Source organism: Streptomyces sp. NPDC056486 (assembly GCF_042795295.1).
In the GTDB taxonomy this organism is placed as follows: Bacteria; Actinomycetota; Actinomycetes; order Streptomycetales; family Streptomycetaceae; genus Streptomyces.
The window spans coordinates 1-19,070 of the sequence record NZ_JBHTSF010000098.1 but is presented as its reverse complement, the minus strand read 5'-3'; the positions used below and the strand labels follow the sequence as shown (position 1 = coordinate 19,070).

The following is a 19,070-nucleotide window of genomic DNA, read 5'->3' as shown; positions in this document are numbered from 1 at the left end:
AGGGTATGAGCGAAGACGGGCAGGGGACACAGGGGACGCATCGCTGGTTCGACGACGACGCCGGACCCGTGGTGCGGCCGTACGCCATGACGCGCGGCCGGACCACCAGTCGGGCACAGCACCGCCTCGATCTGATCGCGGTCGTCATCGCGGAGGCCCGTGCCGGCGACCCGGAGGCGGACCGGACGCTGTCCCCGGAGCACGTGGACATCGTCGGGCTCTGCCGTGACAGCCCCCAGTCGGTCGCCGAACTGGCGGCCGAACTGGACCTTCCCATCGGCGTGATCCGCGTTCTCATCGGCGATCTCGTCGACGACGAACTGGTGCACGTGACACGTCCCGTACCCCCCGCGGAACTGCCGGACGAGAGTATTCTGCGCGACGTGATCAACGGCCTCCGGGCGCTCTGAACAGCGCGGAAGCGGGGAGTGAGACGTGACTGGCTGGCAGTTCTGGGTCGACAGGGGCGGCACCTTCACGGATGTCGTCGCGCGGCGTCCCGACGGGCAGCTGCTCACGCACAAACTCCTGTCGGAGAACCCGTCCCGCTATGCCGATGCGGCCGTCGAGGGCATCCGTGAACTCCTGCGCGGCGCCCCTGGCGTCCCCGACGACACGGCGGACGTACCCATCGACGTCGTCCGTATGGGTACGACGGTGGCCACCAACGCCCTTCTGGAGCGCAAGGGCGAGCCCACCGCCCTGGTGATCACCCGGGGCTTCGGCGACGCCCTGCGGATCGCCTACCAGAACCGCCCGCACATCTTCGCCCGCGAGATCGTCCTCCCTGAGCTGCTGTACGACCGGGTCATCGAGGCGGACGAGCGCGTCACCGCCGAGGGCGAGGTCTTACGGGCACCCGACCTGGAGCAGCTCGCTGGGCCCCTGCGCCAGGCCTACGAGGACGGCATCCGGGCCGTCGCGGTGGTCTGTATGCACAGCCATCTGCACCCCGCCCACGAGCAGGCGATCGCCGACCTTGCCGTCCGCACCGGTTTCCCGCAGATCTCACTCTCCAGTGAGGTCAGCCCGCTGATGAAGCTGGTCCCGCGCGGCGACACGGCGGTCGTCGACGCTTACCTGTCACCCGTCCTGCACCGCTACGTCCAGCACGTCGCCGATGAACTCAGCGGCGTGCGGCTGATGTTCATGCAGTCGAACGGCGGCCTCACCGAAGCGGGCCAGTTCCGCGGCAAGGACGCGATCCTGTCCGGGCCCGCAGGCGGCATCGTCGGCATGGCCCGTATGTCGCACCGCGCGGGCTTCGACCGTGTCATCGGCTTCGACATGGGCGGCACGTCCACCGACGTATCGCACTACGCGGGCGAGTACGAACGGGTCTTCACCACGCAGATCGCGGGCGTACGGCTGCGCGCGCCGATGCTGGACATCCACACCGTCGCGGCGGGCGGCGGCTCCGTGCTGCACTTCGACGGCAGCCGCTACCGCGTGGGCCCCGATTCCGCGGGCGCAACGCCGGGCCCGGCGAGCTACCGGGGCGGCGGCCCGCTCACGGTCACCGATGCCAACGTCGCCCTCGGACGCATCCAGCCCGCCCATTTCCCCCATGTGTTCGGGCAGGACGGCGACCAGCGCCTCGACGAGACCCTCGTACGCGACCGTTTCACCGCACTGGCCCGCGACATCAGGGAACACACCGGCGACGACCGCACTCCGGAGCAGGTCGCCGAGGGTTATCTCCAGATCGCTGTCGCCAACATCGCCTCCGCCGTCAAGCGCATCTCGGTCCAGAAGGGCCACGACGTCACCCGCTACGCCCTCACCACGTTCGGCGGCGCGGGCGGCCAGCACGCCTGCATGGTCGCCGACTCGCTCGGCATCCGCACCGTCCTCGTACCCCCGATGGCGGGAGTGCTCTCCGCGCTCGGCATCGGCCTCGCCGACACCACCGCGATGCGTGAGCAGTCCGTGGAGGCCCGCCTCGAACCGTCCGAGATGCCCCACGTCCTGAAGACCGCCGACGATCTCGAGGAAGCGGCCAGAGCCGAGCTCCTGGCCGAGGACGTGCCCGAGGACCGCGTCCGCGTCACCCGCCGTGCCCAGCTGCGCTACGACGGCACCGACACCACGCTCACCGTGGAACTCACGGAGCCGGACCGCATGATCCGCGCCTTCGAAGAACGCCACCGCACCACCTACTCCTTCACGCTGGACCGCCCTGTCGTCGTCGAGGCCCTCTCCGTGGAGGCCACCGGACTGACCGAGCAGCCCGACCTCTCCGCGCTCGCCGGTGACACGCGCCGAGGCGCTCCGGAGACCGTAAGGCTGCACACGGGCGGCACCTGGCGCGACGTGCCCCTGCACCGCCGCGAGGAACTGCCGCCCGGCGAGAGCGTCGACGGACCCGCGATCATCACGGAGGCCAGCGCCACGACGGTCGTGGACGAGGGCTGGCGGGCGGCCATGACATCCGAGGGACATCTGGTCATGGAACGCGTGGTGGTACCCGAGGGTTCCGCCGTGAGCACCGAAGCCGACCCCGTCCTCCTGGAGGTCTTCAACAACCTCTTCATGTCGATCGCCGAACAGATGGGCGCCCGCCTGGAGTCCACGGCCCAGTCGGTCAACATCAAGGAGCGGCTCGACTTCTCCTGCGCCCTCTTCGACCCGGACGGCAACCTGGTCGCCAACGCCCCGCACATCCCCGTGCACCTGGGCTCGATGGGCACCAGCGTGAAGGAGGTGATCCAGCGTCGCGGCAGCCGCATGCGTCCGGGGGACTCCTACGCGGTCAACGACCCGTACCACGGTGGAACCCACCTCCCGGACGTCACCGTCATCACGCCGGTGTTCGACACTGCGGAGGAGCACGAGACGCCGGGGGAGCGGATCCTCTTCTACGTGGCATCGCGCGGGCACCACGCCGAGATCGGCGGCATCGCCCCCGGCTCCATGCCGGCGAACAGCCGCACCATCGAGGAGGAGGGCATCCTCTTCGACAACTGGCTTCTTGTAGAGGGCGGCCACTTCCGCGAGGCCGAGACGCAGAGCCTGCTCACCGACGCCCCGTACCCCTCCCGCAACCCGGCCACCAACCTCGCCGACCTGCGCGCCCAGATCGCCGCCAACCAGAAGGGCGTCGACGAAGTCGCCCGCATGATCGAGAACTTCGGGCTCGATGTCGTCCAGGCGTACATGAGGCACGTACAGGACAACGCGGAGGAAGCGGTACGCCGTGTCGTCGACGCCCTGGAGGAGGGCGAGTTCGCCTATCCGACCGACTCGGGGGCCGTCATCCGGGTCCGCGTCTCGGTGGACCGCGAAGCCCGCTCGGCGACCATCGACTTCACCGGTACGTCCCCCCAGCTCGCCACGAACTTCAACGCACCCTTCGCGGTGGTCAACGCCGCGGTCCTCTACGTCTTCCGCACCCTGGTGGCCGAGGACATCCCGCTCAACGACGGCTGCCTGCGCCCGCTGCGCATCATCGTGCCACCGGGCTCCCTGCTCGCGCCCGAGCCCCCGGCGGCCGTCGTCGCCGGGAACGTCGAGACCTCGCAGGCGATCACCGGCGCGCTCTACGGCGCCCTGGGTGTCCAGGCAGAGGGCTCCGGGACGATGAACAACGTCACCTTCGGAAACGACCGCCACCAGTACTACGAGACGGTGGCCTCGGGATCCGGAGCGGGCGACGGCTTCGACGGGGCGTCCGTCGTCCAGACCCACATGACCAACTCCCGGCTCACCGACCCCGAAGTCCTCGAGTGGCGCCTGCCCGTGCTCCTGGAGGAGTTCGCGGTGCGCCGGGGCAGCGGCGGCAACGGGGCGTGGCGCGGCGGTGACGGGGCTGTACGCCGCATCCGCTTCCGCGAGCCGATGACGGTGTCCACGCTCTCGCAGCACCGCAGAGTGGCGCCGTACGGCATGGCCGGCGGCAGCCTCGGAGCGCTCGGCACCGGCCGTGTGGAGCGCGCCGACGGCCGGGTCCAGACGCTGGAAGGCAGCGACTTCGTGGACGCGGGCCGCGATGACGTACTCGTGATCGAAACCCCGGGCGGCGGCGGATACGGCCCCGTCCGGAGCGACAGCAGTGAACCAAGCGCGACCCCCGAAGCAAGCGCGACCCCGCAAGCAAGCGCAACCCCCGAAGCAACTGATCCAGGAGTAGCGAGCGATGATCTTCAAGCGTTCTGAGCGCGGCAAGGCCCCAGTCGAGCCGGTCACGCTGAAGATCCTGGTGGCGGGCGGCTTCGGCGTGGGCAAGACGACCCTCGTCGGCGCCGTCAGCGAGATCAAACCGCTGCGCACCGAGGAGTTGCTCAGCGAGGCGGGCCGTCCGATCGACGACACCAGCGGCGTCTCGGGCAAGCACACCACGACCGTCGCCATGGACTTCGGCCGGATCACGCTGCGCGAGGACCTGGTCCTCTACGTCTTCGGAACCCCGGGCCAGGACCGCTTCTGGTTCCTCTGGGACGAGCTGGCCACCGGAGCGCTCGGCGCCGTGGTCCTCGCCGACACCCGCCGCCTCGAGGACTGCTTCGCGGCGGTCGACTACTTCGAGCGCCGCTCCATACCCTTCGTCGTCGGCGTCAACTGCTTCGAGGGCGCGTCCCGCTACCCCGCCGACGCCGTGCGCCAGGCGCTCGACCTCGACCCCGGTGTCCCCGTGGTGATGTGCGACGCGCGCGAGCGGCAGTCCGTCAAGGAAGTGCTCATCGGAGTGGTCCAGCACGCGATGGCGGCCGCCGCGGCGGCCAGGGAGCCCGCGACCACGTGAGGGCGTGACCATGCCTCTGTGAGAGCGCGTGTACGCGTGCGGAACCGTGGCCCGTACCCCCGCCGAACGGGGTACGGGCCACGGTCACCCTCGGCTCAGCTCGCGCCGTCCTCGTGCCAGCCGAAGCTCCGCTCCACCGCCTTGCGCCAGTTGCCGTACTCGCGATCGCGCACCTCGGTGTCCATCGACGGCGTCCATTCGGCGTCCTGCTGCCAGTGCGCCTTCAGCTCGTCGAGGTCATTCCACACGCCGGTCGCGAGCCCGGCGGCGTACGCGGCGCCCAGACACGTCGTCTCGGTGATCTTCGGCCGGATCACCGGCACCCCGAGGACATCCGCCTGGTGCTGCATCAGCAGATTGTTCTTGGTCATGCCGCCGTCCACCTTCAGGGTCCGTAACTGCACCCCGGAGTCCTGGTACATGGCGTCGACGACCTCGCGGGTCTGCCAGCTGGTCGCCTCCAGGACGGCGCGCGCCAGGTGCGCCTTGGTCACGTACCGGGTGAGCCCGGTGACGACACCGCGCGCGTCGGAACGCCAGTAGGGCGCGAAGAGACCGGAGAACGCGGGCACGATGTACGCCCCGCCGTTGTCCTCCACGCTCGCGGCCAGGGGCTCGATCTCGTCCGCGTTGCGGATGATGCCGAGCTGGTCGCGGAACCACTGCACAAGGGCGCCGGTGATCGCGATCGCCCCTTCGAGGCAGTAGACGGGCGCCTCCGAGCCGATCTTGTAGCCCATCGTGGTGAGCAGCCCGTTCTTCGAGGGGACGGGCCGGTTACCGGTGTTGAGCAACAAGAAGCTGCCGGTTCCGTACGTGTTCTTCGCCGTCCCCGTGTCGTAGCAGGCCTGCCCGAAGATGGCCGCCTGCTGGTCGCCGAGTGCGGAGGCGACCGGCACACCGGAGAGCTGCCCGACCGCCGTGCCGTAGACCTCGGCCGATGACTTGATCTCCGGCAGGATCGCCTCGGGGACGTTCATCGCGGACAGGATCGACTGGTCCCACTGGAGGGTGGCCAGGTTCATCAGCATGGTGCGCCCGGCGTTGGTGACGTCCGTGACGTGCACGCCGCCGTCCGTGCCGCCGGTGAGGTTCCAGATCAGCCAGGAGTCGATGGTGCCGAAGGCGATCTCGCCGCGCTCGGCGCGGGCCCGCAGGCCGGGCACGTTGTCGAGCAGCCAGGCCGCCTTGGGCCCGGAGAAGTAGCTCGCCAGGGGCAGTCCGGTCTGCTCCCGGAACCTGTCCTGGCCGTCCGCGCCGCCCAGCTCGTTGCAGAGAGCCGACGTCCGGGTGTCCTGCCAGACGATCGCGTTGTGCACGGGCTTGCCCGTGGCGCGGTCCCACAGGACCGTCGTCTCGCGCTGGTTGGTGATGCCGAGGGCGCTGAGCTGGTCGGCACGGAGCCCGGCCTTGGCGATCGCTCCCGCGACCACGGCCTGCACCTTCGACCAGATCTCGGCGGCGTCGTGCTCCACCCACCCGGGCTTGGGAAATATCTGACGGTGTTCGCGCTGATCGACGGCGACGATCTCGCCCGCGTGATTGAAGATGATGCAGCGGCTGGAGGTGGTGCCCTGGTCGATGGCGGCGACGAACTTCTCGGAGTTGTCCGGCATGGCTACCTCTTGAGTCAGAAGGCTGCGTTGTAGATGAGACCTGCGAGCGCTCCGCCGATCAGCGGCCCGGCCACGGGGATCCAGGCGTAACTCCAGTCGGATGTGCCCTTGTTCGGGATCGGCAGGAACGTGTGCACGATGCGCGGGCCCAGGTCGCGGGCCGGGTTGATGGCATAGCCGGTGGGCCCGCCGAGCGAGAGGCCGATGCCGACGACCAGGAAGGCGACGATCAGTACGAGCGTGCCGGACTCGCCAAGACCCTTGGTCAGGCCGAAGGCGAGGAGCGGAAGCACCAGGGCGATGGTCCCGATGATCTCGGTGAGGAGGTTGGCGACCGGATTACGGATCTCGGGGATGGTCGAGAAGATGCCGAGGGTCGGCGTCGGCTGGTCCACGCCCGGGGTGCCGCTCTTCGTGCCGTGCGGGACGTTGGAGTTGAACTGCGCGAAGTAGACGAGATACGCGAGTACGGCGCCGAGCATGGCGCCGACCATCTGCCCGAGCAGGTAGACCCAGACCTTGTCCCACTTGTCCGTGTCGATCGCGATGCCGATGGTGACGGCGGGGTTGAGGTGGCCCCCGGAGAGCGGCGCGGCGGTGTACGCCCCCGCCATCACGCCGAAGCCCCACCCGAAGGCGATGACGATCCATCCGGAGGCTTTGGCCTTCGAATAATTCAGGGTGACGGCGGCGCATACGCCGGCGCCGAAGAGAATAAGAATCGCGGTGCCGATGATCTCACCGGCGAAAATGTCCCCATTCGAGTACATGGCGGCTCCTAGGGCCTTGCCCGGGGTGGTGGCCCCGGTACGCCGTGCTGGGTGCGTTCCACGACTACTGCCTGGCTGTGCCCGGTGACGTCAGCCGAAGGCAGGGGTGTCCCGCGCCCCGTCCGGCTTCCATGGCGAGCGTGCCGTCGAGTCGAATCGCCCAGAGGGGGGATGACCCGCTGAACAGGCCCTTAGTGCAGACCCTTCGCGCATACAGGGGCCCTGAGCGGCGCGGAGCCAATAGTGCGGCGATGCCGACTGACACCGGAAGTGTTCACCGGTGGTGATGGAGCGTCAAGGTCGCGGACGGCAACGGTTAACCGGCGTGAGCACTTCCCCCCGTGACGTGTCCATGGTCTTCCCCGTGGTCTGTCCACGGTCTTCCCCCGTGGCGATCAGCGCAGAGCCGCCGAGAGTGCTCAGCGCACCGCGACGACCGAGGATCCGTGCCCGAAGAGACCCTGATTCGCCGTGATGCCCGCACGTGCTCCCGCGACCTGCCGCGCCCCCGCAGTGCCCCTCAACTGCCATGTCAGTTCGCATACTTGGGCAATTGCCTGAGCCGGAACGGCCTCTCCGAAGGAGGCGAGCCCGCCACTGGGGTTGACCGGTATGCGCCCGCCCGGAGCGGTCGCCCCCTCCCGCAGCAGCTTGGCCCCCTCTCCCTCGCCGCAGAGCCCCAAATCCTCGTACCACTGGAGCTCGAGCGCGGTGGAGAGGTCATAGACCTCCGCGAAGGAGAGCTCGTCGGGTCCGATGCCCGCTTCTTCGTACGCCGCGCGTGCGATGGAGGCGCGGAACGTCGTGTCCGCCGGAGCCACGGCGGCCGCGGAGTCCGTCGCGATGTCCGGCAGGTCGAGGACGGTGGTCGGATATGTCGGGGTCACCGTGGAGACCGCGCGGATGCGCACCGGGTTCCGCGCGCCGTGCCGCCGCGCGAACTCCATGCTGGAGAGCACGAGGGCCGCCGCCCCGTCGGAGGTCGCGCAGATGTCGAGCAGCCGCAAGGGGTCGGCGACGACGGCCGACGCGGCCACTTCCTCGGCAGTGACGGTCTTTCGGTAGCGCGCGTTCGGATTGAGCGCTCCCGCTGCCGCGTTCTTCACCTTGACCTGGGCGAAGTCCTCCAGGGTGTCGCCGTGCACCGCCATCCTGCGGCGTGCGTACAGGCCGAAGTACGTGGGGTTCGTGGCGCCGAGTACCCGGAACCGCAGCCAGTCCGGGTCGTCGTGCCGGTCCCCTCCCGCGGGCCGGAAGAACCCCTTGGGTGCGGCGTCGGCCCCGACCACCAGGACGACATCGGCGAGGCCCGCGAGGATCTGCGTGCGCGCCGTGTTGATCGCCTGCGCCCCGGAGGCGCAGGCCGCGTACACGCTCGCGACCCGCGCGCCCTGCCAGCCGAGGGCCTTCGCGAACGTCGCCCCGGCCACGTACCCGGGATAGCCGCCGCGCACCGTGTCCGCGCCGACGATCGAACCCACGTCGCGCCAGTCCACCCCGGCGTCGGCGAGCGCCGCGCGGGCCGCCGCTGTCCCGTACTCGATGAAGCTCCGGCCCCACTTGCCCCACGGGTGCATGCCCGCGCCGAGCACCGCCACCTCGCTGGTCATGCGCCCACCCCCGTCGGCCGCCAGTACCACGTCGTCCACGTCGTTTCTGAGTCCTCGGCGCCCTCGTCGAGCACGCCGGGGACGACCTCCACCTCCATGCCGACCTCCAGATCGGCGACGGTGACCCCTGGAACCGACTGGCCGAGCACCACCATCCGCTCGGCTTCCAGCTCCACAGCGATCAACGCGTAGGGCTGCCAGGGAAGTTCCGGGTCGGACACATAGGGCGCGGGCGGCCGGTAGCGGCTGTCCGTGTACGACCAGATACGGCCGCGAGGGGAGAGCGGCACCTCGTCGAGGTCACCGCCCGAGCAGCCGGGATTGCGGCAGAAGCCGTCCTCGCGGGGGAAGAAGACACAGGCGCAGGCCGAGCAGCGCGTGCCCAGAAGGCGGAAGTTGTCTCCCTCCCCGGCGAACCAGTCGGCCACCACGGGAGTACGCGTACGCGACAAGGCTCCTCCACGACACTGGATCTGACGGAACGTCAGAAGTGTGTCACGGGCAACCGGATCGCGTCAGTAGCGCGGTACTCGCTACTTCCCGTTCAACGAGCGGCGTGACACGGGGAAGTCGAAGTAGGTGTCCGGGAAGAGCTCGGGCTTGTAGGTGAAGTGCCACCACTCCTCGGGAAGGTTCACGAAGCCGGTCTTGGTCAGCGCGCCCCGCAGCAGATCGCGGTTGGCGCGCTGCTTGCCGGTGACCCGGGGGTCATCCGTGTGGGAGAGGGTGTCGAAGCAGTCGAACCCCGTCCCCATGTCCACGGAGTTGTCGGGGAACCGTTCAGCTTTGGGTCCGTAACAGGGTGTGAGTGTCTCTCCAGGGATGTACGGACGCGTCGGCAGGGCAGGCAGCTTCACGACCGTCAGATCGAGCGTGGAGCCGCGACTGTGCCCGGACTTCGCCGCGATGTAACCGTCCTCGAACAGCCGCGACTTGTCGACATGGGGATAGAACTCCGCCTTCATGCGCACGTCGCCGAGATCCTCGGCCCAGCGCACGAACTGGTCGACGGCCCGCTGCGGCCGGTAGCAGTCGTACACCTTCAGGGAGTAGCCCTTGCGCAGCAGCGTGCGCTGGGCCTTGTGCAGCGCCTTGGCCGCGGGCTTCGTAAGGATGCACATCGGCTTCTTGTAGCCGTCGATGGGCTCACCCACGAAGTTGTGCGGCGTGAAGTAGCGCATCTCCTGAATGATCGTCGGGTCGATGTCGCGCAACGCCACGAACGCGTCGGGGGCCTTGGGTTCGGGCTTCGCGTGGGCGGGTGTGGGGGCGGCGGCCACGGCGACCAGAGCGGTGGCGGTGACGGCGAGATTCCGCAGGGCGGGGGCAAGTCCTGTCATGAACCCTGCATTTATCAGGATTCGGTCCGGGAGGGAAAGACCGTCACCGGAGTGATCGGATACAGTCCGCGGCGTGTCCGTACCCCTGTCACCCCCGTCGCCCCTGTCATCCGCGTCATCCCAGCACCGCAGCGACCCTGCCCCGGGCTCCCACTGCTCGAGCTGCGGGTCGCCCTACGGGGAAGACCTGTCCGCCTGGCCCCGCACCTGTGCCGCCTGCGGCACGGTCGCCTACCGCAATCCGCTGCCCGTAGCGGTGGCGCTGCAGCCCGTGTACGACACCAAGGGCACCGCCCTCGTCGTCGTGACCCGGACCATCGCCCCCGCGAGCGGGGAAGTGGCCCTGCCCGGAGGGTTCATCGACGACCGCGAGGACTGGCGGGCCGCCGTCGTCCGCGAGCTCGAGGAGGAGACCGGCATCAGCGCGGCCGTCCGCGACGTCCGCTTCGCGGACGCGCTCAGCGCCCCCGACGGATACCTGCTGCTCTTCGGCCTCCTGCCCGAGCGCCCGGTGGCCGACCTGCCGGCCCCGGCACCGACGGACGAGACCGAAGGCTGGCACCTGTTGCACCGCCCGGCCGAACTGGCCTTCCCTCTGCACACGTTGGTCGTGCGCGCCTGGTTCGAAGGGCGCTACATCTGACGCTGCGAGACTCCCCGCACCGTCACCCGCAGCCCGACCTCGCCCGCGGCCTCCTCGCCATCGCGGCCGTCCCGCTCGACCACCACACTCCCGCCGACCCACCGCGCGGCGAACCGCTCGATCTCCGGCTGCTCCCACCCGTCACCCGCGTCCCTGACCACAAGGCCGCCGCCCGTGCGCCCCGGCGCGGGCGCCCACACCTCCAGTTCAAGCCCTCCGTCGGCGCCCCGCACCGGCAGCACCGCACCGGCCCGTGCGAGCACCGGGACACGGGACAGCGGGGCCTCCAGGAGTACACGGGCAGGCCCTTCGTACGCCTGGCCGGTCGCCGTGTCGTACCAACGACCCGGTGGCAGCCGCACCGTGCGGCGGACGGCCCCCGGCTCGAACACGGGCGCCACAAGGAGGCAGTCCCCGAGCAGAAACGCGTCCTCGCAGTCACGTAGCGCCCGGTCCTCCGGATTGCCCCACCACAAGGGCCGCACATACGGCGTCCCCGTACGACGCGCCAGATGCGCGAGCGTCACGAAATACGGCAGCAGCCGCCGCCGTTCCACGAGCGCCACGCGCGCGTGCTCAAGCACATCGGGACCGAACTCCCAGGGTTCCCTGCGCCCGGCCCGCAGCGCGGCGTGCGTACGGAACAGCGGCAGATACGCCCCGAGCTGGAACCACCGCAGATACAGCTCGGGCGACGGACTGCCGTCGAACCCGCCCACATCAGGACCCGAGTACGGCACGCCGCACAGCCCAAGGCCAAGGACAAGCGACAGGGACGCCCGAAGCCCCGGCCACCCCGTGGCCACATCCCCGGACCACGTCCCTCCGTAGCGCTGCATTCCCGCCCACCCGGAACGCGAGAACAGGAACGGCCGCTCCTGCGGGTGCAGTTCGCATAGCCCCTCGTACCCGGCGCGCGCCATGCCGAGGCCGTACACGTTGTGCGCCTCGCGGTGGTCGCCGCCGCGTCCCTCCAGGGAATGCCGGGCCGAGCGGGGCAGTGTCGGCTCCCCGAAGGCGGCGAAGGACACCGGCTCGTTCATGTCGTGCCAGAAGCCCGCGAACCCCTGGGCGAGCCGTTCCTTGTAGAGGCCGCCCCACCACGCCCGCACCCGCGCGTCCGTGAAGTCCGGATAGACCGCATCGCCCGGCCAGACCACCCCGTGCACAGCCCGCCCCGCGGCATCCCGCACAAAGGCGTCCGCGGCCCTGCCGCTGTCGTAGACCTCATTGCCCGGCTCCGCCTTCACCGCGGGGTCGACGATCGACACCAGGCGCACACCGTCCTTGAGCAACTCTTCGGCCAACTGCGGCATGTGGGGATAGGTCTCCTTGTCGACGGTGAACACCTGGTGCGCTTCGTAGTGATCGATGTCCAGATGGACGGCATTCAGCGGCAGCCCCCGCTCCCGGTAGCCCGCCACGATCCGCCGCACCTCCTGCTCACCGCCGAAGCCCCACCGCGCGTGATGGTGCCCGAGCGCCCACGAGGGAGGCAGCGCGGGTGGCCCCGTGAGCGAGGCCCAGGTGTGCAGCACGCGCGCGGGGGTGCCCACCATGACCCAGCACCGCAGCGGCCCGCCGTCCATGCGCACCTCGCACGAACCCGCCCTGTCGTGCCCCGACCCCGCACCCACCTCGCCCTCGCGCATCGCCACGGTGCCGTCCCACGTGTTGTCGTGGAACACCAGATGACAGCCGACATCGGCCACGACGAGCTGGACGGGCATGGTGATGTACAAGGGTCCGTCGCCGGGCCCGAACGATCCCCCCGGATCGGTGTTCCACAGGCGGTACGTCCCGTTCCGCAACCGAGGCCCCTGCGCGCGTCCCCCGAGCCCGAAGAACCGTGCGTCCGCCGCCACTTGTGAGCGCTGGAGCCAGCGTGCCGCGCCCCCGTCGACCGGCTCCCACCAGCGCGGCGGCAGATCGCGGCGCAGCGTCAGACCGCCGGGCGTCTGCAACTCCACGGCGCCGTGCCGCGAGACGACCACCGTCGCCCGCTCCGACACCACCCGCCAGCCGCCCTCCTTGTCCGGCTCCAGGACGGCACGCGGGTCCGCCTCGGGACTCCCGCTGACCAGCGCGTACGAAGGATCGGGCTCCGCACCGTCCCAGCCCCAGAAGATGGCTCCACCCGTCGTGACCCGCACCCGCAGCTCGGAACGGGCGAACCGCACCACCCCGCCCCCCGGCCCCGGCTCCACTCCCGTCATCGGACCGGGCACCCGCGCGCGCTCGACACCGCGGGGGGCGAGCGCGCTCGCGTCCACCCGCCGCCTACGCCAAGAGGACCGCACCGCACGCAACCCCTGCGCCGTACCGACCAAGCTGACCGCCTTCATCGAACGCACCAGGTCACGACCGTTCATGCTGCTCACCCTGCCACCGAAGAGGCCGCCCGTATGCATCGTTCAACTGCCGTTCACCTGGGCTGACGGCACATAGTCGCCGCGCCGACTGTGTGAGGCACGCCCTGGTGCCGAAATCGATCACATGGCATCGTCCCTGTCAGCCGTGTCGCGCGCACGAACCAGCTCGCGCGCACCACACACGCATACGACGCGTACGTAAAGCCCGGGAGCCGCCCCATGTCCTCAGCGAACCCCTCACCGCTCTGGCAGCCCGACCAGGAACGGATCGCCGCCGCGCAGATCACGCGCTTCCAGGCGTGGGCCGCCGAGCACCACGGAGCACCCGCCGACGGCGGCTACGCGGCACTGCACCGCTGGTCCGTGGACGAACTGGACACGTTCTGGAAGGCGGTCACCGACTGGTTCGACGTTCGGTTCACGACGCCCTACGCGCGCGTACTCGGCGACCGCTCGATGCCGGGCGCCGAATGGTTCCCCGGAGCTACGCTCAACTACGCCGAACACGCACTGCGCGCCGCCGAGGACCCCGCGCGCGCGGGCGAGCCTGCGCTCCTCCACGTCGACGAGACCCACGAGCCTGCCGCCGTGACCTGGGGCGAGCTGCGCCGCCAAGTCGGCTCCCTGGCGGCGGAACTGCGCACCCTCGGCGTACGCCCCGGAGACCGCGTCAGCGGCTACGTCCCGAACATCCCGCAGGCCGTCGTCGCCCTCCTCGCCACCGCGGCCGTCGGCGCCGTCTGGACCTCCTGCGCCCCGGACTTCGGTGCCCGCAGCGTCCTCGACCGCTTCCAGCAGGTCGAACCGGTCGTCCTGTTCACCGTCGACGGCTACCGCTACGGCGGCAAGGAGCACGACCGTCGCGACGCCGTGGCCGAGCTGCGCCGCGAACTGCCCACCCTGCGCGCCGTCGTCCACATCCCGCTCCTCGGCACCGAAGCACCCGAAGGCGCCCTGGAATGGGCCGCCCTCACCGCATCGGACACGCCGCCCGTCTTCGAGCCGGTCCCGTTCGACCACCCCCTGTGGGTGCTCTACTCGTCCGGCACGACGGGACTGCCCAAGGCCATCGTCCAGTCCCAGGGCGGCATCCTCGTCGAACACCTCAAGCAGCTGGGCCTGCACTGCGACCTGGGCCCCGAGGACCGCTTCTTCTGGTACACGTCCACCGGCTGGATGATGTGGAACTTCCTCGTCTCCGGCCTCCTCACCGGCACCACGATCGTCCTTTACGACGGCAGCCCCGGCTATCCCGACACCGGCGCCCAGTGGCGCATCGCCGAACGCACGAAGGCCACCCTCTTCGGCACATCGGCCGCGTACGTCATGGCCTGTCGCAAGGCGGAGGTGCACCCGGCCCGCGACTTCGACCTCTCCACCGTCAAGTGCGTCGCCACCACCGGCTCCCCGCTCCCGCCCGACGGGTTCCGCTGGCTCCACGACGAGTTCGAGGACACCCCCGGCGGCCTGTGGATGGCCTCGGTCAGCGGCGGCACGGACGTCTGCTCCTGCTTCGCAGGAGCCGTACCGACCCTGCCCGTCCACATCGGCGAACTCCAGGCACCCGGCCTCGGCACGGACCTGCAGGCCTGGGACCCCCAGGGCAAGCCCCTCATCGACGAGGTCGGCGAACTCGTGGTCACCAACCCGATGCCGTCCATGCCCATCCACTTCTGGAACGACCCGGACGGCACCCGCTACCACGACAGCTACTTCGACACCTATCCCGGCGTCTGGCGCCACGGCGACTGGATCACCGTGACCCCGCACGGCTCGGTCGTCATCCACGGCCGCTCCGACTCCACGCTCAACCGCCAAGGCGTACGCATGGGGTCGGCCGACATCTACGAAGCCGTCGAACGCCTCCCCGAGATCCGCGAATCCCTCGTGATCGGCGTCGAACAGCCCGACGGCGGCTACTGGATGCCCCTCTTCATCCACCTCGTCCCCGGCGCCACCCTCGACGACGGCCTGCGCGACCGCATCAAACAGACGATCCGCGCGCAGCTGTCCCCGCGCCACGTCCCGGACGAGGTCATCGAGGTCCCCGCCATCCCGCACACCCTCACCGGCAAACGCATCGAGGTCCCGGTCAAGCGGCTGCTCCAGGGCACCGCACTGGACAAGGCGGTCAACCCCGGCTCGGTGGACAACCTCGACCTGCTCCGCTTCTACGAGGACCTGGCCCGCGAACGCTCCTGATCTCCCGCCGAGCCGCCGTTGTCAGTGCTCGCCATTACTGTGAGTGAGCATTTATCGACGGACCGCAGGGGGAATCATGACTCGCACTCAGCCCACCACCATGCGACGCGCACTACGCCGCGAAGTCGCCGGAACCATCGGTCTGTTGGCCGACGAGGACGACTTCGCGGCCATGCGCCGCTACCGCACCTTCACCTTCGACGACCACAAGAGTTACCTCCGGCAGGCCGAAGGCCTCCTCAGGTCACTCGCGTCCGACGGCGGGCACACCACCATCGCGCTCTTCGACCCCCAGGAGTACGAGGAGTACTGCGCCGACACCGGCCTGAACCCCGACGCCCCGGCCAGCCGCACCCGCTTCACCGCGGAACTGGCCGCCACAGGACCCACCGTCCCGTACGACGGCCAGCCCCTCTCCGCCCTTCTCCCCGACCTCGTCGACGAGGCGGTCCGCCAGGCCACCTGGGAGTACGCGACGATGCTCCTGGCCCGTCTCGGCACCTGCGCGGTCTGCGACGAGGACATCGGCCGAGAGGCCTTCAGCCGGGCCTCCGACCTGCTCGTCCAGCTGCTCGACACCTCCGGCCCCGGCACCCGGCACCTCGTCTGCAGCGTGCCCTCCGCCCCGGAGACACTCCTCGCCGCACTGCATGCCGCACAGGACACCGAGGGCAACGCGGTCCTCGACGAGACCGAAGCCCTGGAGTTCACCACGGTCCTCGCTCTCGGGATCGCCACCCACAGCGCCGCAGGCCTGGTGATGCGCACCACCGCGGACAGCAGGCCCGACCGCGTCCAGGGCTGGCGCCTGCACGGCGAGCGACTGCTGCCCCTCACCGCGGCCGAGGTCTTCGACGCCTACTGCACCGACGCCGTGTCAGGGGACCTCGTCGCCCCGGAATCCGGCGTCGACTACTGCGCCGCACCGCCCATCGGGGACGACGGGCCCGAACGAGGACACCGGCACTGAACGCCGAGGGGCGCCCCACCCATGTCGGATGGAGCGCCCCTCACACACCTGGTTGTGGCTACTCGCCGGACAGAACCGCCTGCGCGGCCTTCCGGGCCTCCTCGGCGGTGTCCGCGGCACGCGCGGCGGAGGCCGCACGCTCGCACTGAGCCAGCGTGTACTTGCCCAGCGTCGCCCGCACGTAAGGAATGGACGCCGCACCCATCGACAGAGAGGTGACACCGAGACCGGTCAGCACACACGCGAGCAGCGGGTCGGACGCCGCCTCGCCACACACGCCACAGCTCTTGCCCTCGGCCCTGGCCGCCTCGGCGGACAGCGAGACCAGGTCGAGCAGCGCGGGCTGCCACGGGTCCTGGAGCCGGGACACGGCGCCCACCTGACGGTCGGCGGCAAAGGCGTACTGCGCAAGGTCGTTGGTGCCGAGCGAGAGGAACTCGACCTCCTGGAGAATCGAGCGCGCCCGCAGAGCGGCCGACGGAATCTCCACCATGGCACCGAACTTGGCCTGCAGACCCGCCTCACGGCACGCGTCGGCGAACGCCTTGGCGTCGATACGGTCGGCGACCATCGGCGCCATGACCTCGAGGTAGACCGGCAGTCCCTCCACGGCCTTGGCCAGCGCCGTCAGCTGCGTACGCAGCACATCGGGGTGGTCGAGCAGCGACCGCAGCCCACGCACGCCGAGCGCCGGGTTCGGCTCATCGGCGGGCGTCAGGAAGTCGAGCGGCTTGTCGGCACCCGCGTCGAGCACACGCACGACGACGCGACCCTCGGGGAAAGCCTCGAGCACCTTGCGGTACGCCTCGACCTGCTTCTCCTCGGACGGCGCCTTGGTGCTGTCGTCGAGGAAGAGGAACTCGGTCCGGAAGAGACCGACACCCTCGGCCCCTGCCGCCACCGCCGCAGGCACGTCCGCGGGACCACCGACGTTGGCGAGCAACGGCACCTTGTGCCCGTCGGACGTGGCACCGGGACCGGTCGACGCGGAAAGCGCGGCCTTGCGCTCGGCAGCCGAGGCCTCGAGCTGAGCGCGCTTCTCGGCGCTCGGCTCGACGAAGATCTCACCGGTGCTGCCGTCCACGGCGACGACCGTGCCTTCGGCCAGCTCACCCGCACCAGGCAGAGCGACAATGGCGGGCACACCGAGCGCCCGCGCGAGAATCGCGCTGTGACTGGTCGGCCCACCCTCCTCAGTGACAAAACCGAGCACCAGCGCGGGGTCGAGCAGCGCCGTGTCCGCCGGCGCGAGGTCACGCGCGATCAGGACGTAGGGCTCGTCGCTGTCCGGAACACCGGGCATCGGAACGCCGAGAAGCCGGGCGACGATACGATTCCGCACGTCATCGAGGTCGGCCACACGACCGGCCATGTACTCACCGGCGCCCGCGAGAAGTTCGCGGTAGTGAGAGAACGCGTCATATATAGCGCGCTCCGCCGAACTGCCGACGGTGATCCGCCGGTCGACGTCGGCCATGAGCTCGGGGTCCTGGGCGATCATGGCCTGCGCCTCGAGCACAGCCTGGGCTTCGCCCCCGGCCAGGTTGCCGCGCGCGTTCAGGTCGGCAGCCACAGCTTCCACCGCCTGGCGAGCGCGCCCCTGTTCGCGCTCTGCGTCCTCCGCGGGAATCTGCTTGGCGGGCGGCTCGAGCACCGCCGTTCCCATGTGCCGAACTTCGCCGATCGCCACACCGTGGCTCACGCCGACGCCTCGCAGCGTTGTCTCCATTGCACCCGTCTCCGATAGAGCGACGGGCCCAGCCGCCGCGGTGGATGTCGTATCTGCCGTCAGGGACGGCGATGACGTCACTGCCAGCTGAAGAGAGCGTCCCCAGCCTTTACGTCTCCATCCTCCACGAGGTCGGAGAGGGACTCGGCAGTGGCCTCGAGCGCAACGATCGGGCAGATCGGGGACTTGCCGGCCGCCTCGACAGCCGCGGGGTTCCAGCGCACGATGGACTGACCGCGCTGCACGGTGTCACCCTTGTTGACGAGCAGCTCGAAGCCCTCGCCGTTGAGCTGGACGGTGTCGATGCCCAGGTGCGTCAGTACGCCGTGCCCCTGGTCGTCGACAACGACGAAGGCGTGGGGGTGGAGCGAGACGACAATGCCGCCGACGGGGGCGACAGCCTCGGAGGGCTCGCGCGCGGGATCGATGGCGGTGCCGGGCCCGACCATCGCGCCGGAGAAGACGGGATCCGGTACAGCGGAGAGCCCGATGGCGCGTCCGACAAGCGGGGACGTCACGGTGGTCATTGGCAAGCCTCCCAGGGGATGGAGAGTGTCGTAGCCGCCGTCACTACCTGTCCTGGACGACGCACTGTGCAGAAGAGTAAGTCATAAAAAGTCCCGGTTCCGCGCGAGAGGTCCCGGTTGACTGAGTAGGGGCACTGCACAAACGATTTGCTCCGGGCCAACGCCCCATGTACAGTCGGACTCCTGCCTGAGGCAAGCGACGCGATCAAGCGTCCGGACTCGGCGGCATCTATCAAGTCAGATCCTAATCCCTGGGTCAGCTTCTGCGTGCTCGCAGATGAGTGGTCAGGGAGTCGAAAAAGACCTGATAGAGTTTGGAACACAACGAAGGGAAGCGCCCGGAGGAAAGCCCGAGAGGGTGAGTACAAAGGAAGCGTCCGTTCCTTGAGAACTCAACAGCGTGCCAAAAGTCAACGCCAGATATGTTGATACCCCGTCTCCGGCCTTCTGGTCGGGACGAGGTTCCTTTGAAGAAACATCAGCGAGGACGCTGTGAACCGGAAGATTATTCCTCTTCCTGGTTCCGCTCAACGCGGATGCAATCCCGATT

General features: G+C 69.6%; 14 protein-coding genes. 6 read left to right on the top strand and 8 right to left on the bottom strand.

Annotated elements, in window-relative coordinates; translation table 11 throughout:
- Positions 1–5: 5 nt before the first annotated feature.
- The 3 genes from ACFQ7F_RS30635 to ACFQ7F_RS30625 are packed head-to-tail and all read left to right on the top strand — an operon-like array spanning position 6 to position 4,741.
- Positions 6–410, top strand: coding sequence for a DUF742 domain-containing protein (locus ACFQ7F_RS30635; RefSeq protein ID WP_383277175.1), 405 nt, complete (start codon positions 6–8; stop codon positions 408–410).
- A 25-nt stretch (positions 411–435) separates the two neighbouring features.
- Positions 436–4,155, top strand: coding sequence for a hydantoinase B/oxoprolinase family protein (locus ACFQ7F_RS30630; RefSeq protein ID WP_383277172.1), 3,720 nt, complete (start codon positions 436–438; stop codon positions 4,153–4,155).
- Positions 4,136–4,741 carry an ATP/GTP-binding protein gene (locus tag ACFQ7F_RS30625; RefSeq protein ID WP_361192076.1) on the top strand — a complete coding sequence of 202 codons (606 nt, stop codon included), beginning with the start codon at positions 4,136–4,138 and terminating at the stop codon, positions 4,739–4,741. The genes ACFQ7F_RS30630 and ACFQ7F_RS30625 overlap by 20 nt, the downstream gene beginning before the upstream one ends.
- 95 nt (positions 4,742–4,836) lie before the next feature.
- Here ACFQ7F_RS30625 and glpK read toward each other — a convergent pair whose 3' ends face one another.
- From glpK to ACFQ7F_RS30600, 5 genes are all read right to left on the bottom strand, one after another.
- Positions 4,837–6,357, bottom strand: coding sequence for a glycerol kinase GlpK (gene glpK / locus ACFQ7F_RS30620; RefSeq protein ID WP_383277169.1), 1,521 nt, complete (start codon positions 6,355–6,357; stop codon positions 4,837–4,839).
- Positions 6,358–6,371: 14 nt separating this feature from the next.
- Positions 6,372–7,127, bottom strand: a complete 756-nt coding sequence (locus ACFQ7F_RS30615; protein WP_383277166.1) for an MIP/aquaporin family protein — start codon at positions 7,125–7,127, stop codon at positions 6,372–6,374.
- Positions 7,128–7,546: 419 nt separating this feature from the next.
- On the bottom strand, positions 7,547–8,737 hold the full coding sequence (locus ACFQ7F_RS30610) for a lipid-transfer protein (RefSeq protein WP_383277163.1): 1,191 nt from the start codon (positions 8,735–8,737) through the stop codon (positions 7,547–7,549).
- Positions 8,734–9,168 carry a Zn-ribbon domain-containing OB-fold protein gene (locus tag ACFQ7F_RS30605; protein WP_383277209.1) on the bottom strand — a complete coding sequence of 145 codons (435 nt, stop codon included), beginning with the start codon at positions 9,166–9,168 and terminating at the stop codon, positions 8,734–8,736. Before ACFQ7F_RS30605 ends, ACFQ7F_RS30610 begins: the two co-directional genes overlap by 4 nt.
- A 102-nt stretch (positions 9,169–9,270) precedes the next feature.
- Entirely contained in the window at positions 9,271–10,077 is an 807-nt protein-coding gene (locus ACFQ7F_RS30600) for a M15 family metallopeptidase (RefSeq protein ID WP_383277160.1), read from the bottom strand.
- 103 nt (positions 10,078–10,180) lie between these two features.
- On the opposite strand from ACFQ7F_RS30600, the gene ACFQ7F_RS30595 reads away from it, so the two are divergent.
- Positions 10,181–10,720 (top strand): NUDIX domain-containing protein, encoded by a 540-nt coding sequence (locus tag ACFQ7F_RS30595; RefSeq protein ID WP_383277206.1) that lies wholly within the window; start codon positions 10,181–10,183, stop codon positions 10,718–10,720.
- Here ACFQ7F_RS30595 and ACFQ7F_RS30590 read toward each other — a convergent pair.
- Complete coding sequence (locus ACFQ7F_RS30590; protein ID WP_383277157.1) at positions 10,711–13,092, bottom strand: TIM-barrel domain-containing protein; 2,382 nt, start codon at positions 13,090–13,092, stop codon at positions 10,711–10,713. The genes ACFQ7F_RS30595 and ACFQ7F_RS30590 overlap by 10 nt on opposite strands.
- Before the next feature lie 219 nt (positions 13,093–13,311).
- On the opposite strand from ACFQ7F_RS30590, the gene ACFQ7F_RS30585 reads away from it, so the two are divergent.
- Together ACFQ7F_RS30585 and ACFQ7F_RS30580 are read left to right on the top strand one after the other, a co-directional pair.
- Positions 13,312–15,294, top strand: coding sequence for an acetoacetate--CoA ligase (locus ACFQ7F_RS30585; protein ID WP_383277154.1), 1,983 nt, complete (start codon positions 13,312–13,314; stop codon positions 15,292–15,294).
- Positions 15,295–15,370: 76 nt separating this feature from the next.
- The gene (locus ACFQ7F_RS30580) at positions 15,371–16,264 is read left to right on the top strand and encodes a hypothetical protein (protein WP_383277151.1); all 894 of its coding nucleotides are present in this window, start codon (positions 15,371–15,373) and stop codon (positions 16,262–16,264) included.
- A gap of 58 nt (positions 16,265–16,322) precedes the next feature.
- Here the strand turns inward: ACFQ7F_RS30580 and ptsP are convergent, their stop codons facing one another.
- Together ptsP and ACFQ7F_RS30570 are read right to left on the bottom strand one after the other, a co-directional pair.
- Positions 16,323–17,993 (bottom strand): phosphoenolpyruvate--protein phosphotransferase, encoded by a 1,671-nt coding sequence (gene ptsP, locus ACFQ7F_RS30575; RefSeq protein WP_383277148.1) that lies wholly within the window; start codon positions 17,991–17,993, stop codon positions 16,323–16,325.
- A gap of 77 nt (positions 17,994–18,070) precedes the next feature.
- A complete protein-coding gene (locus ACFQ7F_RS30570) occupies positions 18,071–18,520 on the bottom strand; it encodes a PTS glucose transporter subunit IIA (protein ID WP_383277146.1) in 450 nt (149 codons plus the stop codon).
- Between the last annotated feature and the right edge of the window lie 550 nt (positions 18,521–19,070).